Annotated in this window: 21 protein-coding genes and 1 tRNA gene; 10 read left to right on the top strand and 12 right to left on the bottom strand. The window is 34.5% G+C overall.

The features are described 5' to 3' along the window. Position 1 precedes the first annotated feature (1 nt). The 3 genes from O5639_RS05415 to murD form a co-directional block, all read right to left on the bottom strand. Complete coding sequence (locus tag O5639_RS05415; protein WP_269625446.1) at positions 2-424, bottom strand: hypothetical protein; 423 nt, start codon at positions 422-424, stop codon at positions 2-4. Positions 425-538: 114 nt separating this feature from the next. Then, positions 539-847, bottom strand: a complete 309-nt coding sequence (locus tag O5639_RS05410; protein WP_269625445.1) for an MATH domain-containing protein — start codon at positions 845-847, stop codon at positions 539-541. A 93-nt stretch (positions 848-940) separates the two neighbouring features. After that, on the bottom strand, positions 941-2350 hold the full coding sequence (gene murD / locus O5639_RS05405; protein WP_269625444.1) for a UDP-N-acetylmuramoyl-L-alanine--D-glutamate ligase: 1410 nt from the start codon (positions 2348-2350) through the stop codon (positions 941-943). A gap of 290 nt (positions 2351-2640) precedes the next feature. Here murD and O5639_RS05400 point away from each other — a divergent pair, with 290 nt between their 5' ends. Next, on the top strand, positions 2641-2787 hold the full coding sequence (locus O5639_RS05400; protein WP_269625443.1) for a hypothetical protein: 147 nt from the start codon (positions 2641-2643) through the stop codon (positions 2785-2787). Positions 2788-2853: 66 nt separating this feature from the next. On the opposite strand, the gene O5639_RS05395 is transcribed toward O5639_RS05400, so the two are convergent. The 3 genes from O5639_RS05395 to O5639_RS05385 form a co-directional block, all read right to left on the bottom strand. Further along, positions 2854-2925 (bottom strand) — tRNA-Val (locus tag O5639_RS05395). A 69-nt stretch (positions 2926-2994) separates the two neighbouring features. Then, positions 2995-3783, bottom strand: coding sequence for a photosystem II S4 domain protein (locus O5639_RS05390; RefSeq protein WP_269625442.1), 789 nt, complete (start codon positions 3781-3783; stop codon positions 2995-2997). 142 nt (positions 3784-3925) lie between these two features. Next, positions 3926-4492: a hypothetical protein gene (locus O5639_RS05385; protein WP_269625441.1), complete on the bottom strand. Its 567-nt coding sequence runs from the start codon at positions 4490-4492 to the stop codon at positions 3926-3928. A 104-nt stretch (positions 4493-4596) separates the two neighbouring features. On the opposite strand from O5639_RS05385, the gene serA reads away from it, so the two are divergent. The 5 genes from serA (at position 4597) to O5639_RS05360 (ending at position 8273) form a co-directional block, all read left to right on the top strand. Then, positions 4597-6183: a phosphoglycerate dehydrogenase gene (serA, locus tag O5639_RS05380; RefSeq protein WP_269625440.1), complete on the top strand. Its 1587-nt coding sequence runs from the start codon at positions 4597-4599 to the stop codon at positions 6181-6183. A gap of 55 nt (positions 6184-6238) precedes the next feature. After that, entirely contained in the window at positions 6239-7120 is an 882-nt protein-coding gene (prmA, locus tag O5639_RS05375; protein ID WP_269625439.1) for a 50S ribosomal protein L11 methyltransferase, read from the top strand. A gap of 37 nt (positions 7121-7157) precedes the next feature. After that, positions 7158-7457: a 2Fe-2S iron-sulfur cluster-binding protein gene (locus O5639_RS05370; protein ID WP_269625438.1), complete on the top strand. Its 300-nt coding sequence runs from the start codon at positions 7158-7160 to the stop codon at positions 7455-7457. 109 nt (positions 7458-7566) lie between these two features. Then, positions 7567-7956, top strand: a complete 390-nt coding sequence (locus tag O5639_RS05365; RefSeq protein ID WP_269625437.1) for a hypothetical protein — start codon at positions 7567-7569, stop codon at positions 7954-7956. Positions 7957-8081: 125 nt separating this feature from the next. After that, positions 8082-8273, top strand: coding sequence for a hypothetical protein (locus O5639_RS05360; protein WP_158467090.1), 192 nt, complete (start codon positions 8082-8084; stop codon positions 8271-8273). Positions 8274-8347: 74 nt separating this feature from the next. On the opposite strand, the gene O5639_RS05355 is transcribed toward O5639_RS05360, so the two are convergent. Both O5639_RS05355 and rnz read right to left on the bottom strand, forming a co-directional pair. Next, positions 8348-8896 (bottom strand): pentapeptide repeat-containing protein, encoded by a 549-nt coding sequence (locus O5639_RS05355; RefSeq protein WP_269625436.1) that lies wholly within the window; start codon positions 8894-8896, stop codon positions 8348-8350. A 74-nt stretch (positions 8897-8970) separates the two neighbouring features. Next, positions 8971-9927, bottom strand: a complete 957-nt coding sequence (gene rnz, locus O5639_RS05350) for a ribonuclease Z (protein WP_269625435.1) — start codon at positions 9925-9927, stop codon at positions 8971-8973. A 98-nt stretch (positions 9928-10025) separates the two neighbouring features. Between rnz and O5639_RS05345 the strand changes: the two genes are divergently transcribed. Continuing rightward, positions 10026-11243, top strand: coding sequence for a SpoIID/LytB domain-containing protein (locus O5639_RS05345; protein ID WP_269625434.1), 1218 nt, complete (start codon positions 10026-10028; stop codon positions 11241-11243). Positions 11244-11290: 47 nt separating this feature from the next. On the opposite strand, the gene truB is transcribed toward O5639_RS05345, so the two are convergent. After that, a complete protein-coding gene (gene truB, locus O5639_RS05340) occupies positions 11291-12235 on the bottom strand; it encodes a tRNA pseudouridine(55) synthase TruB (RefSeq protein ID WP_269625433.1) in 945 nt (314 codons plus the stop codon). 96 nt (positions 12236-12331) lie between these two features. Between truB and O5639_RS05335 the strand changes: the two genes are divergently transcribed. Continuing rightward, positions 12332-13078 carry a class I SAM-dependent methyltransferase gene (locus O5639_RS05335; RefSeq protein ID WP_269625432.1) on the top strand — a complete coding sequence of 249 codons (747 nt, stop codon included), beginning with the start codon at positions 12332-12334 and terminating at the stop codon, positions 13076-13078. A 1-nt stretch (position 13079) separates the two neighbouring features. Here O5639_RS05335 and rpmA read toward each other — a convergent pair whose 3' ends face one another. Both rpmA and rplU read right to left on the bottom strand, forming a co-directional pair. Next, positions 13080-13349 carry a 50S ribosomal protein L27 gene (gene rpmA / locus O5639_RS05330; protein WP_269625431.1) on the bottom strand — a complete coding sequence of 90 codons (270 nt, stop codon included), beginning with the start codon at positions 13347-13349 and terminating at the stop codon, positions 13080-13082. Positions 13350-13373: 24 nt separating this feature from the next. Next, positions 13374-13802, bottom strand: coding sequence for a 50S ribosomal protein L21 (gene rplU, locus O5639_RS05325; RefSeq protein WP_269625430.1), 429 nt, complete (start codon positions 13800-13802; stop codon positions 13374-13376). 173 nt (positions 13803-13975) lie between these two features. Between rplU and kaiB the strand changes: the two genes are divergently transcribed. Together kaiB and kaiC are read left to right on the top strand one after the other, a co-directional pair. Next, positions 13976-14299, top strand: a complete 324-nt coding sequence (gene kaiB, locus O5639_RS05320; RefSeq protein WP_269625429.1) for a circadian clock protein KaiB — start codon at positions 13976-13978, stop codon at positions 14297-14299. Positions 14300-14427: 128 nt separating this feature from the next. Further along, positions 14428-15927: a circadian clock protein KaiC gene (kaiC, locus tag O5639_RS05315; RefSeq protein ID WP_269625428.1), complete on the top strand. Its 1500-nt coding sequence runs from the start codon at positions 14428-14430 to the stop codon at positions 15925-15927. A 6-nt stretch (positions 15928-15933) separates the two neighbouring features. On the opposite strand, the gene O5639_RS05310 is transcribed toward kaiC, so the two are convergent. Next, positions 15934-18003: an ATP-binding protein gene (locus O5639_RS05310; protein WP_269625427.1), complete on the bottom strand. Its 2070-nt coding sequence runs from the start codon at positions 18001-18003 to the stop codon at positions 15934-15936. Positions 18004-18027: the final 24 nt, after the last annotated feature.

Below are 18027 nucleotides of genomic sequence, written 5' to 3'. Positions count from 1 at the left end.
TTCAAGATAAACTTCTATCAGTTGTTCCAGGATAGAAAAGAGTGTTTTGATCAATATTAATTGCTGAAAACTTGATAGGTTTCCAAAATAAATCTCTTGTAATCAAAAAACGAATATCTTTCTCCTTTAAAAATTTCTCATTGACAAGTTCTTGCAGTATTTTTATAGGGATTTCACCCCATTTGCTGGAATTAGTTAACCAATTATCCATTTCCCAAACAGGTTCAGAATTTATTATTTGAAATCCAAAGGCTTTTTCCCTGTTTTCTGATATCTCCGAAAGGTACCAATCACCTACAACTCCATAAAGGTGACAATAAATCAAATCATCAACTGATCCTTTAATGTTACCTGATATCGATTTCATCAATTTAGCTGTTGACTCTGGAACGAGAACAAGTGGATTTTGGTTTTGTTCGGACAAAATAAAATAGTTGTATTACCCTTTTTGTAAAGGGTTTAATACCTAATTATATTTTTTAAAAAGTATATTTAGCTTTTTTTAAATTTCTTATGTAATAAATTTTCTAATAAATCTTTATTGATCAGATCCTGCTGCTTTGAGTGCCTGTAAAGCCATATTTATATGGGCTCCCATAGCCCCAAAGCCAATAAGAGATTTGGGATTTCTATTTTCGGTTATAATTTTCTGTTCCTTATTCATCATTAGTAAAATTTTTTGACTTGTTTCTGTCCAGGTTTTAATTAAATCACTGAATTCTTGATTTACTTTGATTTGGTTGTTTTCAGAGGTATTGCTAGAAGATATGTCTTTCTTGGCTTTGATGAAAAAGTCATTTAGTTCTTTATGACTAATAGCATTTTGTGGGGAATGGTTGTTATTCAACTTACATTTTAAGATCTATTTATAAACTATCACGCGTTATATTTACCCCAAGGGTGGATCTCCGACCAAATAAAATCCGTTTTTTAAGCTAGATCATTTGATCTCTCCATACTGTTTAACTAGTCTTTTGAAATGGTTTCCTCTTTCTTCGTAGTTTTGGTATTGATCAAAACTTGCACAGGCTGGAGATAATAGGATGCTTTTTGAATTTGTTTTTCTTGCGATATCAATAGATGCAATTGTAGCTTCTTCTAGATTTTGTTTTACAATTATTTCCCCTGGATAAGAAGACATTAATAATGCTTCCTTTAATTTATTTGCACTAAGTCCAAATAAAACTATCCCATTAGTAGATTGCTTTATTTGCTTCATCCATGGCAGATAATCCCCTTTCTTTTGTATACCACCAGCAACTAAAATTATTGGATTAGGAATAGATTTTAGGCCAGTTAGTGAAGAGTCGAAATTAGTGGCTTTGCTGTCGTTATAAAAACTTAAATTTCTTACCTTGCCTAAATACTCCAATCTATGGGGGATTGATTGAAATGAACTTATAGATCTAGCTATGGATGAATGATCAACACCTATTTCTCTCGCTGCTGCTGTTACGAGCAAGAGATTCTGCAAATTATGTTGACCGGGTATCTTCAGTATAGAACTGTGAAATAGTCGTTTTTGGTCTTCAAATATATAACCTTTTTGATCGATCCAGAATTTTGGATATTGGGCGTAGGAGGACTGTTGATTTGTTCCAACCCATATACCTTTAGGTAATTCTTTTCTTTTTCTAGATAAATATTGATCATCAGAATTATAAATTCGAATAGATGATTTCTCTAGTAAACTGCGCTTTATTTTGAAATAAGTTTCTATATCATTATGTCTTTCTAAATGATCAGGTGTAAATGTTGTCCATATACCTATGCTCGGTTCTACTTTTGGCGAACTCTCAATTTGATAGCTACTTAATTCTAGTATTAGCCAGTTTAACTCTTGGTAATTATTTTTCATACTTTCTAAAGCAATTTTGGATAATGCTTTCCCAATATTTCCTCCCATGTCAGTAATTAAATTATTTAACTTAAGAACATGATTAAGCATATTTGTGACGGTGGTTTTACCATTAGTCCCAGTTATTCCAATAGTTGGGATGTGCTTTAATCTTTCCCATGCTAATTCTACTTCTCCTTGAATATTGATATTTTTACGTCTTAATTCTTGTAGTGCTATATGCTCCCAATCTATTCCTGGACTAACAGTAATAGAACAAATACTTTCTATCCATGGCGTAAAATTATTAATTTGCAGTGGTTCGCCAAGCAAAATAACGTTGATTCCTTCTGATTTTAATCTATTAGATATATTTATTAGTTTTTCATTTGAATTATTCTCTAATACTAAAACGTTCTTCCCCTCTGATTTAAGTAGTTTTGCTGCACTTATTCCTGAGCTACCTAGTCCAAGTACAACATGTATTTGATTTGATTGTTTTTGTTTTGACAATTTAATTTTGATTTCAATGTAAATAGCTTTTTGTTGGGAGGTAGCTGTTGCCTGAGGATAAATTTTATTGCATGAGATTTTGACTATACTCTAATATCAAATATTTTTATATCTGTATTCTTTTGATTTTTAAATAAAGATATTTTACTCAAAACTGTTTAAAGATCTTCTCTTTTAGGATAAGAACATGAAATGTTATAAATTGATTTAAATAAGATTAAAAAAAAGTAAATAACTCTGGCTTTATTCTTTAAAGGTTGTTTTGATGCAAATGTACTTGCTTCTTTTTAATGGCTGCAAAAATTGAAGGTATTGAAATTTTAAAACAAAAAAAAATTCAAGAGACAACGAATGTTGAGTATTCTCTAAATGCTTCTGTTGATTGCAGCGAGAGTGAAATTACATGGATTAAACTTCATCAAATGTTTGATAAGTAAAGAGTTCGAAAACTTTCTCTATTTCTATTAATTAGGTCAATATCTACGCCACGAATAAATGGTGAATGGGCGATACTGGAATCGAACCAGTGACTCCTACCGTGTCAAGGTAGTGCTCTACCTCTGAGCTAATCGCCCTTGTGAATCAATTTTAAAACTGAAGTTTTCTTTACCTCAATGAAGCTAGCAGGCAATAGGACATAATATTCATTGCCTTAGTAATTTGATTCTCCAACGATCTTTTTTCGTTTTGTCGATATTTAAAATTTTAAGTGAACCTTTTTTCTCTAAATGAATAAGGTCTCCAATATTTATAGATTTGCTTGGCTGATCATTCAAATTCCAGTTAAGTCGCAAAAATCCTTTCTTGATTTGCGTGGTTATTTTTGACCTTGATAATCCGAAACCTGCAGAGGCTATTGCATCAAGCCTTGTAGATGCCTCAACCGTATTGATTACTTTCTCTGGCCTATTAAAAGGGAGCTCCATCTCGCTTAAATCTAATGCCTGGATTGATATTTCAACTTCTCTTAACTTTCCATTCTTTTGATTTAATGAATCAGCACATTTTTTCGAGCAAATAACTTGAGCTCCTCGATCTCTTATTAACCAAATGTCTCCAATTTCATCTCCTTGAGCCTGAAGTTCATGTAAGGTATCTCTAAAATCATTTTGTGTGGCTCTATCAAACAGGAAATTACCTTTAATATAAACACCTTTTATAGGAATATTTATAGAGGGATAGTTTATCTCTTCTTCTGATCTTAGGAAACATATTCTTTTACGTTCTGCGCGAGGAAATCCTCCCTCAAAAAGAAGACTTATATCGCTTAAATTATTAAACTTGCTTTTAACTTCCTCTATTAATTGTGCTGATAAAAAAGGGGACCATACTGCTGTTCTATCATTTAGAGCCTTTTCCGCGAAGTGAAGCAATCTCTCTAAATCTTTAGGGAAAGAACTTTTAAATAGAATCTTTTCTTTTGGAAGATACATGAAAAGAGATAAGATTTTTTCATTTTATATAATATAGTCTAAACGATTTTCCCTTCTATATTTGGAGAAATATAATATGCAATTTTGGATAAAAACTATTAATATTTATAGTCACTTTTAAAAAATATTATTTGCTTTAGTACTATTCTTTCCCTATGGTTATTATTTCTGGGCTGTTTGTTTCTTTTAGAATTGCCCAAGGTGGTTCTATTTCTATAGGTAATTCTATAATTAACAGCCAAAGACCTTCTTCACTTTTTTTTCGAATAGCTCTCAAATCATCAATTTTTTCTTGGCTAATGCCTCCAGCAGAAAAAAAACTTCCTAGCGCTCCTGAGATCATTCCAACTAGACCACCTAAAAGCTTCTCTAATTGATGTGGGAATCCCATATCTGTAAATGTCTTCAGATCAGTCATTTGAGAAAAACTTAGGCCTGCAATAAAACCAAAGGGTATTAACCATGTCGCTAAAGTTTTTTGGCGATCCTTTCTAGAAAGAGCCGGATTAAAAAGTTTGATATTATTAAAACTTGATTGATTGGCAAATACTTCTTCAGATGTATCTGAATTTGAACTCTCATTTTGCGATTTATTATCTAATGGTTCTACAAGATCGCAATTAAGGATAGGTGTTTGAGCCTCTCTGAATTTGAGTAGCAACTCTTTTGCTGTTTTCTTTTCTTTCAAGATGATGACGTATGTGGACACTAATTAGCTCCTTGAAATGTTTGGATATTCAATCCTGCTCAACATAATTCTGGTCAGCGGCAAATAGGTCACTAAAGTTCAGAGCGGCACGTTTACCGCCTTTAATGACGAAAGTTCTTGTTTCTGATCCCATTGATCAAGCAGGTATAGATATTCTTACTCAGGTTGCTCAGGTTGACCAAAAAGTAGGTCTTTCGATAGATGAGTTAAAGAATATAATTTATGATTATGACGGATTAATGATCCGTTCAGGAACTCAAGTGACCTCGGATGTGATTGTTGAGGCAAAGAAATTGAGAATTATTGGTAGAGCAGGAGTTGGGGTAGATAATGTTGATGTACCAAGTGCGACTAGGAAGGGGGTCTTAGTTGTTAATTCACCAGGTGGAAATACTATTGCTGCAGCTGAGCATGCTCTGGCAATGATTCTTGCATTATCTAGAAATATTCCTCATGCTCATGCAAGTATGTTTTCTGGCGGCTGGGATCGGAAGAAATATGTAGGAAATGAGCTATATAAGAAAACTTTAGGAGTAGTTGGACTTGGCAAGATTGGATCTCATGTCGCAAAAGTTGCTAATGCGATGGGTATGGAGGTCATTGGATTTGATCCTTTTGTTTCTAGTGAAAGAGCTCAGCAAATGCAGGTTAGATTAAGTGATCTTGATGATTTATTTAAAGAATCTGATTATGTAACCCTTCATCTCCCAAGGACCCCTGAAACAGAGAATTTAGTTGATATTGAACTTCTAAGAAAAATGAAACCAACTGCGAGACTGGTTAATTGTGCAAGGGGCGGGATTATTAATGAAAATGATTTAGCTCATGCATTAGAGGAAAATGTAATTCAAGGTGCTGCAATCGATGTCTATGCAAAAGAACCTTTAGCGGAAAACTCTCCTCTACGTGATGTAAAAAAAGGATTGGTACTTACCCCGCATCTGGGAGCTTCAACTGTTGAGGCTCAACAAAATGTGGCTATTGATGTTGCAGAACAAATTAGAGATGTTCTTTTAGGCTTGCCTGCACGCAGCGCAGTAAATATTCCAGGACTTAGCGCAGAGATAATGGATAGTCTTAAACCGCATTTAAAACTTGCGGAGACATTAGGATTATTAGTCAGTCAAATTTCAGGGGGACAGATTCAAAAATTAGAAGTCCGTTTGCAAGGAGAATTCGCTCAACATCCATCTCAACCTCTTGTTATTGCAACTTTGAAGGGATTACTCACCAGTGCATTGGGAGATAAAATTAATTATGTAAACGCTTCATTGGAAGCTAAAGGACGTGGTATTGATGTCCTCGAAATTAAGGATGAGTTGAGCCCAGAGTTTGCACGAGGATCTTTGCAGTTGGATAGCTTTAGCGATAAAGGTGGTCATAGTGTCTCTGGGACTGTTTTTAATGATGGTGATCTTGGCATTACAAGTATTGATGAGTACCCGATAAATTTTGTGCCAAGTAGGCATATGCTTTTTACAAGGCATAGGGACATGCCAGGAATTATTGGTCAGATAGGTTCACTTCTTGGGAAACACAATGTGAATATCGCTTCAATGCAAGTTGGAAGAAGGATTGTAAGAGGTGAGGCCGTTATGGTTTTAAGTATCGATGATCCTATCCCCTCTGAGTTGTTGGGCTCAATTCTTTCAATGCAAGGAATAAACGAAGCTCATTCCGTGACTTTATAAATCGTTGGTTGAAAAAACTATAGATTTTCAAAACTCTCAGATTACTTGGTTGAGATTGGAACAGGAATTTCCAGTTGAGCTAGAAGATTCTTTTTATTCGCTTTTAAGCAATTTAGAAATTCATAGATTTTCTTTTGAGCATGATCCAAATGAAAAAACAACTCAAGCACTATTTATATGGCTCCCATTGAATGAGTGGTCAATTATAGATCAAGAGACACTAGTAGAAAAATTAATCTCGTTGGCAAAAACTTTTGACTTGACTTTGCCTCCTTGCAAATGGATTAAAGTAGAAGATGAAGATTGGAGCTTGAGTTGGAAAAAAAGTTGGAAACCTGATCCTGTAGGAAAATCAATTTTAATTTTACCGGCGTGGTTAGACGTTCCTGAAAAATTTTTAGATCGAAAAATTATTCGTTTAGATCCTGGAAGCGCTTTTGGGACTGGTAGCCATCCTTCTACGAGGCTATGCATTGAAGCCTTGGACAATGATCCTCCAGTAGGTAAAACAATTGCAGATATAGGTTGTGGAAGCGGAATACTATCGTTAACTGCATTGAAATTAGGAGCAAAGAGTACTATCTCAGTTGATATTGATTCTTTAGCAATATCAGCTACCAAAATTAATTCTGCATTAAATGATTTTCCTGAAAATCTCTTAAATGTTTTTCTTGGTTCTATTGAAGAAGTTGAGGCGAATCTGCCGAGCAAAAAAATTGATTTGGCGCTCTGCAATATTCTTGCACCTGCCATAAAATTAATAGGACCAAGTTTCGAAAAAATTATTGGACATGAAGGTAAAATAATTTTGTCTGGTTTATTAGTTGAGCAAATTGAAGAACTTCAAGAATTTTTTTTATCACTTGGTTGGCAAGTTCTTGAAATCAAAATAAAAGATCAATGGGCCTTAATGGTATTGACTCTGCATTTATCTTGATTCAATAAATTCTAAATTTTTCAGATTAAAAATCTTCATGACATCTTTTAAGATCACTTTTATTAATAAGTTAAGTGGTCTTAAAGAAATTATTGATATCCCAGATGACAAATATATTCTTGATTCTGCATGTGAACAAAATATTGAGCTTCCTTTCTCCTGTCGATCGGGAGCTTGTTCAACTTGTGTTGCTAAATTAGAAAAAGGAGAGGTTGACCAACAGGATCAAAGTTTTTTGGACGATGATCAGATTAAAAAAGGTTATGTTTTGATTTGTGTTGCATATCCGACGTCAGATTGCACAATTAGAACCCATGCAGAAGACGAGATATATTGATATTAATTTTTTAGCCAGATTTTCATCGTTTTGCTTGCCAAAGATCTACTTCTTCGCCAACCTCTGTTTTATGTGCTCATGGGCGCAAATAAACTTATTTAGGGATTAATTGATTTCAGAAGTTTTGCCAACGAATAAAGTTCAAGGTCTTTTAGATCATGGTTCTGTTCATTCAAGTATTGGGGGGCAATTTAGTTTTAGGGTTTTAGGCCCATGCTGTCGACTCTATGACCGTGAGGAATTACCTTGGCCATGTTGTAGGCTCTCATGGCGAAGTAAGGAGCCTAGCTGGAGAAGAATTGGGAAAAGATTGGTTGCTGATATTTCTGCACAAAAATGTCCATCATATTCTGTTGAGATTATCCAACCAGGAGTGAAACCAACCAAAACTATTTTGACTTTATTTTCTTCTCGTTTAGATAAGAATTTTCAGGAATGGTGGTATAGCAAACACCCTCGTTCTAGAGATAGCTCAAATATTGAGCCTCATTCTGCATGAATTTAGAAAAATTAAAAATTCTTTTTGGATTTAAAGTGATGAAGATATGAAGCATTTCAGGCATAAATTCATACCATTTTTCAAATTTGAAGGATAATTGTAAGTAATTAAATTTCAACACAGGGATGAACTTCGACTATCACGCTGTTGCTTCTGCTGCTACTGCTGCTATTCCTCTGGCTGCTGGAGCCGCAGGAGTTGGTTATTTTATATTGCGCCAAAAAGGCTTTGGCTTTGGTACCTCACATTTGTTAGTTGGGTTGCCTATGTTTGCTGTTGGTGGAGCGGCAGCGGCTTTCTTTCTTATCACAAAGTGAAAAAAGTTACTTTTTAACCAATAAAAAAGGGGCTAATAGCCCCTTTTTTATTGGTTGTTAAATTTTGGATAAATTTAAGTACCTGGGTTGAAACCTTGACCTTTGGTCGCAGGCACATATCCAGCAGCTGTAGTGCTACAACCAAGACTTTCGGCTGTGCTTCCAGTAGCTACTTTACATAGATTCTTTTGTTGACTTCTATCTAATACAGCATCAGTAAAGTCAGCGCCATCAATGGTTACACCATCAAAAACACTTTTAAGTAACTCTGCACCAGTGAGTTTTACATTTGTTAGGTTCGCATTATCAAACCTTGTGGCATAGGCAATGACATTGGTCATGTTTGCGCCCGTTAGATCAGAGTCCTTCAAAGTTGAGACACTGAAATAAGCCCCAGTGAAATTCGCCCCACCAAGATCTTTTCCTGATAAGTCGTATTTTACATACTCTGTATTTTGTAAGTCCTTACCAGCCAAGCTTGTATCTAAGCTCTCCACTGATGAAGGATCGCTGGGATACAGGGCACTTACAGAAAGAGGACTAATAAAGAGACTTACAAGCACAGGTATCAGAACAAATAGTCTTGTAAGGGACCGTTTAAGAGAAGAAATAAAAGAATCCATTAATAACGCCAGCGATTGACGGAAGCACCAAACTCGACCATTGTTTCATGTAGCGGCATTTCATAGGCAAGGGATCAAGAACTGTTGCAGCGTTTCTTTATATCAATTTGCAAAAAGTCTTTTGCTAACTGGGTATTTGGAAAAATTGCTTTTGCTTCATTAAGCAAATCATTAGGAGTTGTTTCATTCCCAGGGGTATATCTGGGGCTCAAATGAGTCAAAATTAATTGATTTACGTTTGCTTTTGCAGCAATTTCAGCCGCCATTGTGGCAGTTGAATGACCTCGCTGATAAGCCATCTCGGTCTCTTTATATGCATATGTAGCTTCATGAATTAATAGATCGGCTTCTCTAGAAATTTCAATTGCGGATTCTGTATAAACAGTATCTGTGCAATAAACCATGCTTACCCCAGGCCTAGTAGGTCCGCAGAATTCTTTCCCAGAGAAAGTTCGTCCATCATCTAAACGCACTTCCTCTCCTCTTTGGAGTGCGGCATATACAGGGCCAGGAGGTATATCTTGTGATTTTGCTTTGTCTATGTCGAATCTGCCTGGTCTGGATTTCTGACTCACTCTGTAGGCAAAAGATGGGATTCGATGCTTTAGTGGAGCAGCTTTTACTTCTAAATTGGAATCTTCAAATAAAATTTCTTTTTTAATAGCAGCATTTTCAACTTTATGGAATTTTAGAGAGTAAGCCAATCTACTTGAACTGTTGTATAAGCAAGCATCAATAAAACTTTTTAGAGGCGCTGGTCCATAAAGCTCAATACCAGAGCTGCTTCCAGCTAACCCAATACTCGCTAGAAGTCCTGGCAGCCCATACACATGATCGCCATGCATGTGGGTGATGAATATTTTTTTTATTTGAGATAACTTTAGATTGCTTCTGATGAACTGATGTTGAGTACCTTCGCCACAATCGAACAGCCACAAATCTGATCTTTGTGGAGGCTTTAGTACCATCGCTGATACGTTTCTCGTTAGAGTTGGAACTCCCGAGCTTGTTCCAAGAAAAGTGACTTGCAAGTTTTCCCCTTTTTAATACATGGTGCCATTCATAGCTTTGACCACTGGTAGATCTTCCTTCTTATAGGCAGAATTAGTATCTAAATTCAATTTTTATTGTGAGCACATCACCTAAAAGTAATTCGGGATGGGCCATAATTTTTGTAGCTATATTTTTCATCTCTCCATTAAAGACAGTTGCTGCCAAAGAGCCAATAATACGTGTCTTAATTGGTCAGGTGAATGAGGCAAGATTTAGAGCAGATGGCTCCAAATCCATTTTTGTGAAAGGGATTTCTTCTAAACAAAGACCTATTAAATCCATAAATATAATTTATGCTAATGGTAGCGCTAACTATTCTATAAACAACAACCTAAATTCATGGTTTGAATTACCTAAGAATTTTAATTTAATAATTAAAGGTAATGATGATCGTGGCATTTGGTATCAAAATCGAAGATTTGCTGGAGAATTAAGAGTTTTATTAAATGATCAGAAGTTGCAAATAATAAATTATCTAAAATTAGAAAAATATTTAAAAAGTGTTGTAGGTAGCGAAATGCCCAAAGAATTTCCACTTGCAGCACTTCAAGCTCAAGCAATAGCGGCTAGAACTTATGCTTTAAAACTTTTAGGGAAGAATAAATTTTTTGATATTCATTCAACTCAAGCTAGTCAAGTTTATTTAGGACTTGAAGCTGAAACAGCAAAAATAAATAGGGCGGTTAGAAGTACAAGTTCACTTGCGTTGTTTTATGAAAATAAACTTATAGAGGCAGTTTTTCATAGTAGTTCTGGAGGTAGAACTGAGAATAGTGGTCAAGTCTGGAAGTATCAATTGCCTTACTTAAGGAGTGTTATTGATTATGATCAAAACAGTATAAAATATAGATGGTCAAAAAAAATTAGTTCCTCAGAATTAGATCAAATATTTTCCGATATAGGTGGAATTAATAGTATTCAAATTATAAAAAAAAGTGATACTGATAGAGTCTTAAAGGTTAGACTTTATGGGACTAAGGGAACTAAAGTTATCTCCGGTAAAACTCTTAGGAAAAATTTAAAATTACTAAGTAATAAATTTGATTTTGATTTCAAATTTAATCGAATTAATCTAGATAATAAATTGAATTATGATAATAAAGTAGTTGAAGATCTCGAACTTGAACCGCTCCCACTAATTCCAAAAGATTATTTTCTATTAGTTAAAGGTTACGGTGCGGGGCATGGGGTGGGTATGAGTCAATGGGGCGCTAAGTCTATGGCTGAAAGAGGAGAAAGTTTTCGTCAAATTCTAAGACATTATTATAGAGGAGTACAAATAAAAACCTATTAATCATTATTTAATAGATTTAAATAATGATAAGATTTAGATTTATTATTTTAACCAATTGCATTGAAAACAACCTTAGGTTTAATTTCAAAACTTTTATCTGAATCTGCTATACCTAGGATTTTGTTATGTTCATCCAGCACTAATATATTTTTAGTATTAATAATACTATCTTCATTTTCATTGTTTTTAGCTATCTTTAAACGTTTAATATTATTCTGAAAACTTATCTTTCTTCCTGAACGCCAACTAATAATCTCTTCTTCAGAAATTAATTCAAAAGAAGAAAGATGTTTAAAAAACATATTAGGATTAAGTATTTTAGGCTTATTTTTTTCTAGGTAAAATTCTGATTTCTCTGGAAGCAATACTGAATGATTTTCCTTGAAATTATAAGCTTTTGTACGTCGTAATTTTTTTAAATACCCACCGCATCCAATTTTTTCTCCAATGTCTCTAGCTAAAGATCTAATGTATGTTCCTGTTGAACAGTCGACTTCGATTAATAATTCACCTTTGTTTTGAGTCCAGCTTATTAAATTTAATTTATTTATCGTAACTTTTTTAGGAACTAAATCAAATTTTTCTCCTTTTCTTGCCTTCTTGTAAGCTCTTTCTCCATTAATGTGAACACTAGAAAAATTGGGAGGTTTTTGTAATATCTCACCTCTGAAATTTTCTAGGAGAGAATTTATATCATTTTCGCTAATTAATGGCCAAATGCTTGATTTTATTATTTCTCCTTGAAAATCATCAGTATTTGTAGTTTTACCTAATTGAATGATTCCTGTATAAGATTTAGAACCTTCTAAATAAGAGATTAATCTTGTCGCATTACCTATCGCTATTGGAAGTACCCCTGTAACTGCGGGATCTAGAGTTCCAGTATGTCCAATTTTTTTGATACCAAATACTTTTCGAAGTCTATTGACGCAATCATGAGAAGTTAGCCCAGCAGGCTTATCAATGACAACAAATCCAAAAGGTTTTTCCAAAATTAATATTGTGAGTTGAGGCTCACATGGAAAGATTGTTCAAGTAACCTTGAACATTTAAAGTTATAACTCAGTGTGTTCAGTGCGCCAAATAATATGACCAATTTAGATCTAAGTATTTCCAGCTTCATTAAAGATGGCTTTAATTTAAAAAAACACCTTATTGATTTTCTTCAAATTAATAATGATGAATTAGATCAAAGGTTACTTAATGGTGTTGATGAATTGGCCGCTCTACATCCAGGTGCCTTTGTAGAGAAGAATGCAGGCGATTTTTACGAAGAAAAAGTTGGAGATGCTCATTTAATAGATCTAGCATCTTGGCATTTAAATAGCTCTAATTACATAGCTGATACGCTTCGTTTACAACAAAGATTTGCTTCTGGAAAAGTTTTAGATTTTGGTGGAGGTATAGGCACTCATGCTCTGGCAGCCTCATTTTTGCCAAATGTTGAACATGTTTGGTTTGTGGACCTTAATCCTCAAAATCGTGGTTTTGTAGAACATCGGTCTAAGGAATTGGGTATCGAAAATAAGATTTCAGTTTTTAGAGACTTAGAAAGCACATCTGATGTGATTTTTGATTCTCTTGTTTGCTTGGATGTCCTTGAACATCTTCCAGATCCAGCAAAACAATTAAAGATATTTTTGGAAAAACTTTCTCCTAAAGGAATAGCTCTAATGAATTGGTATTTCTATAAAGGAAACAATGGTGAATTTCCCTTTCATTTCGATGACCCTGATCTGATTGAGAATTTCTTTACTACATTACAATTAAACTATCTAGAGGTTTTCCATCCTTTTTTAATTACTACTCGAGCTTACAAACCATTAAAAATATAAACTAGATTGCCTTTGCAGAGATGTTAATTCTTTTTCTATTTCTTAAGCCTCTACGAATACTTTCAAAATGAACTGAACCGTCAGTTAGAGCGAAAAGAGTATCGTCTTTTCCCCTGCCTACATTGATTCCAGGAAGGATAGAAGTGCCTCTTTGGCGTATAAGAATTGACCCAGCCGTTACTTTTTCGCCACCATAAGCTTTTACTCCAAGTCTTTTGGCATTTGAATCTCTTCCATTCCTAGTTGATCCGGTACCTTTTTTATGAGCCATGATTTAGGTATTCTTTAGTTTAATTTATTCAGATTCTACTTTACTGGCAGTGGTTTTGGCATCTTTTGTTTCTTTTGATTTTTTAGTTTTTGATCCTACTGATATGGATTGAACTAAAACTCTTGTTAGTTCTTGACGATGTCCATTTTTTCTCCTTGTCTTTTTCTTTGGTCTCATTTTATAGACTATTATTTTTGGACCTCTTCTATGCTCCAATACTTTAATTTCTACTTTTGCATCTTTAACATAAGGTTTTCCAAGCTTCAAATCTTTACCATCGTTAAAAAGAAGAACCTTTTCAATAGTTAAAATATCATTAACTTCTGCATGGCATCTGTCTAAATCGTAATAACGGTTGGGTTGAAGCCAAAATTGTTTTCCTGAGGCTTCAACTATCGCATAAGTTTTATCTTGAGGTGTTTCCTTTTTAGGAGATGATTCTTTATTAGCCATGATTATGGGATGACACGTTAAGGCTCGAAATAAAATAAAAAGGAATTTCCTTTCTTTAAATCGATTAAGCCCTAATCGTAATCGAAAAACAAACTAACATTTTCGCTTTTTGTTGGTTATTTAGTCAAGATTTAAGAAGGACATATGTTCTGTGGCTTTTTTGGAGGTTTTAAATGAAAGCAAGGAAAACATATATTCTTAAGCTTTACGTGGCTGGGAATACGCCAAACTCTATGCGGGCTTTGAATACATTAAGAGAAATCTTAGAAAGTGAATTCAAAGGTGTTTATGCCCTTAAAGTTATAGATGTTCTAAAAAGTCCTCAACTAGCCGAAGAAGATAAAATACTAGCCACCCCAACTTTATCTAAGATTTTACCTCCACCTGTCAGAAGAATAATCGGTGACCTGTCCGATAGAGAAAAGGTTTTAATTGGATTGGACCTTTTATATGATGAACTTTCAGATCAAGAAATGTTTTATTCTTCGGATAAATAATGGAATTATTTAAACACGAAGTAAATGAATTCTTAAGACCAACCGATAACCAAGCGATTTTTACTGTTTGTTTATTATGTTTTGTAGTAAGAACTTTTAGCGTTCTTCAAAAAAAAGTTTGATCAAAAATGCATGTTCAAAAACTCCCTACTGGGATTGAGGGCTTTGATGATATTTGTCATGGTGGGCTGCCTAATGCGAGGAGCACTCTAGTCAGTGGAACATCAGGAACTGGTAAAACAGTTTTTTCTCTGCAATATCTTCATCACGGAATATGTAATTTCGATGAGCCAGGGATTTTTGTTACTTTTGAAGAATCGCCTTTAGATATTATTCGAAATGCTGCAAGTTTTGGTTGGGATTTGCAAGAGTTAATTGATCAAAATAAACTTTTTATTTTAGATGCATCACCAGACCCAGATGGACAAGATGTGGCAGGAAGTTTTGATTTATCAGGGTTAATTGAAAGGATTAGTTATGCGATTAGAAAGTTCAAGGCTAAGAGAGTTGCTATAGATTCAATGACTGCTGTTTTCCAACAATATGATGCTATTTATGTTGTTAGAAGAGAGATTTTTCGACTAATAGCAAGACTTAAAGAAATAGGTGTGACTACTGTCATGACTACTGAAAGGATAGATGAATATGGACCAATTGCAAGATATGGAGTTGAAGAGTTCGTTTCTGATAATGTTGTTATCCTGAGAAATGTTTTAGAGGCAGAGAAGAGGAGGAGAACTGTAGAAATTTTGAAATTAAGAGGTACTACACATATGAAGGGTGAATTCCCTTTTACAATGGGACCCCATGGAATAGTTGCATTTCCTTTAGGTGCAATGAGGTTGACTCAAAGATCATCAAATATTCGCATTAGTTCTGGAGTTCCCGATCTAGATGAAATGTGTGGTGGAGGGTATTTTCAAGATTCAATTATTCTGGCAACTGGTGCAACAGGTACAGGAAAAACAATGTTAGTCTCTAAGTTTGTTGAAGATGCATACATAAATAAAGAAAGGACAATACTTTTTGCTTATGAGGAATCAAGAGCACAGCTTCTTCGTAATGCCACCAGCTGGGGGATTGATTTTGAACAAATGGAAGCAGATGGATTATTGAAGATTATTTGTGCATACCCTGAATCAACTGGTTTGGAAGATCATCTGCAAATTATTAAATCTGAGATTAGCGAATATAAACCTTCTAGAATGGCAATTGATTCTTTGTCTGCATTAGCTAGAGGTGTAAGCTTGAATGCATTTAGGCAGTTTGTTATTGGTGTAACTGGTTATGCAAAACAAGAAGAAATAGCTGGATTCTTTACAAATACTGCAGAAGAATTCATGGGAAGCCACTCAATTACTGATTCCCATATATCAACAATAACTGATACCATTTTGCTTTTGCAGTACGTAGAAATAAGAGGTGAAATGGCAAGGGCGATAAATGTTTTTAAGATGCGAGGTTCATGGCATGATAAAAGGATACGTGAATATATTATTACTAATCAAGGCCCTGAAATTAAAGATTCATTTTCAAACTTTGAACAGATATTTAGTGGAGCCCCTCATCGTGTTAATCCTGAAGAACAGTTGCCTGGGGTCTTTAAAAGCATTGAAACAAATGAATAGTAATTTCTATGTAATTAAAGACTTATCATTTTCAAGTTCCCAGTTTTTTCTTGCTGATTTTAGTAATAGCTGATCAGCATCTGAGTCTTCAAGAGGAAGTTCAAACCAAAAAGTCGTTCCAATATTAGGTTCACTAGCCATTCTTATCTCACTTCCATGTTTATCAACAATACCTTTAACAATTGAAAGTCCTAATCCAGTTCCAACCTCAGTGTGAACTGAATCTTCAACTCTGTAAAAACGTTCAAATATTCTTTGTTGGTCTATTTCAGAAATACCACACCCTGTATCTGATATCTCAACTCTAATTTTTGGCATTGGGGACAATATCTCACAATGTGGAGCATTGTTATCTATGTCGACTGGAGAAGCAACGCATATATCCGGCCATGTGTAAGCTTTTAGATTTATTGTTCCTCCTTTTTGACTAAATTTAAGTGCATTGCCAACAAGGTTGTCTAAAACCTGGAGAATCATATCCCAGTTCCCTAAGACAAATGTTAGATTACTTTCAACATTTAATATTAATTTCACGTTTTTATCTTCAGCATTAAGTTTATAGTTTCTTAGGGTTTGTTCCATAGCTTCTTTTATACTTAGTGGCTCTAATTGGATCGTTCTTCCAGACTCCAACTTGGATAAGTCTAGAACGTCGTTGACTAAGCGAGTAAGTCTATCTGTCTCAGAATTTGCAACACCCAGAAATTCTTTTTGTTCATCTTTCGTAAGCTGTTCACCTAAGTCGTATAAAGTCTCTACATAGCTTTTTATATTAAATAATGGAGTTCTTAATTCGTGCGAAACATTGCTGATGAATCTTTTCTGAGCTGCGTTTAATTGAACTTCTCTAGTAAGGTCTTGAATTGTAACAGCTATACCCTTAATATTCTCTCCAGTAGTATCTCTGACGGACTTTAAAACTATACGGAGCGTTCTTGGTGGTTCTTCAAGATTGCATCGCAAATCATCGCTGTCTCCGAAGTTGTTTAAAAGAGAAGTTATTGGAGCTTCAAGTTCTTTTACAAGAGAATCAGGAATTTGATTCAATAAACTCTGACCTTCAAGATTTCTACCTTCCCAGCGAAAAAGCCTTCTAGCAGTTGGATTGACTAAAACAATGTTTCCTTGTTCGTCAAGAAGAAGAGCTCCATCTGCCATTGTGGCTATTAAAGATTGTTGCTTGACTTGGGCGGCTTTTAATTCTTCAATATTTGCCGCATCATATTGCTCTAATCTAGAGGCCATAGCATTAAATCCATTTAAGAGTTCTCCAAGTTCTCCACTCATGGGAAGATCAACTCTTGATTTGAAATTACCTTTGGCAATCTCTCTGACTCCAATCACAAGTTCTTTAATGGGTCGAGTTATTGTTAGAGCATTAAATACTGCACCAATTATCACTAAAACCCAAATAGAAATAAATACCGCAACAGTAATCTCTCTAGTTAATGCTGCTGTGGCAAGAGCTTTTTTATTGGGTGTTACACCCAGGGCTAATGTGCCTACATATTCCCCCTTCCAAAGCATGGGAACAAAAACATCAGTTACTTGACCTTGTGGAGTTGAATGTTGTCGAACTAATGGAAATTGAGGTTGTTTTTTTAATTCACTTGGTAGTTTTAGTCTTCTGGTTAGTTGTAAGGCACCTTCAACCTCAGATGTTGAAGTTGTTGCACTCACAGGAATACCCAGTTTTACTAAGCCATCTGGATCGGTAAAGAAAATGTATCTTAAATTCCTACTTGAACGCCAAAATTTCTCTGCCACGTTGAAAAGTTCTCTTGTTTGATTCTTCGCTACTAATTCCGTAACATTTCCGGACAATAATAATCCTAAATCTCTGGCATATCTTGTATCATTCATACCAGCATCTTTTTGTATGCTGCTCAGAGCAAAGAATGTAATAAGTGTCATTATAAAACTAACTACTAGTGTTCCAAATGCGAGTAATTTTGATCTCAAATTGAATCTTGACCACCATAAATTTATTTTTTCTAAAATACTTAAATTATCAGTTAATAATTCTCCTCCTGATGGTGGAAAATTATTATTCTGATTTAAATCTGAATTATTCATTTAGAAAAAATTTAAATAAATATT

The organism is Prochlorococcus marinus str. MIT 1214 (assembly GCF_027359355.1).
Classification (GTDB): domain Bacteria; phylum Cyanobacteriota; class Cyanobacteriia; order PCC-6307; family Cyanobiaceae; genus Prochlorococcus_B; species Prochlorococcus_B marinus_F.
Note: the sequence above shows the minus strand (reverse complement) of the source record. Positions and strands in the feature narration are given on the sequence as shown.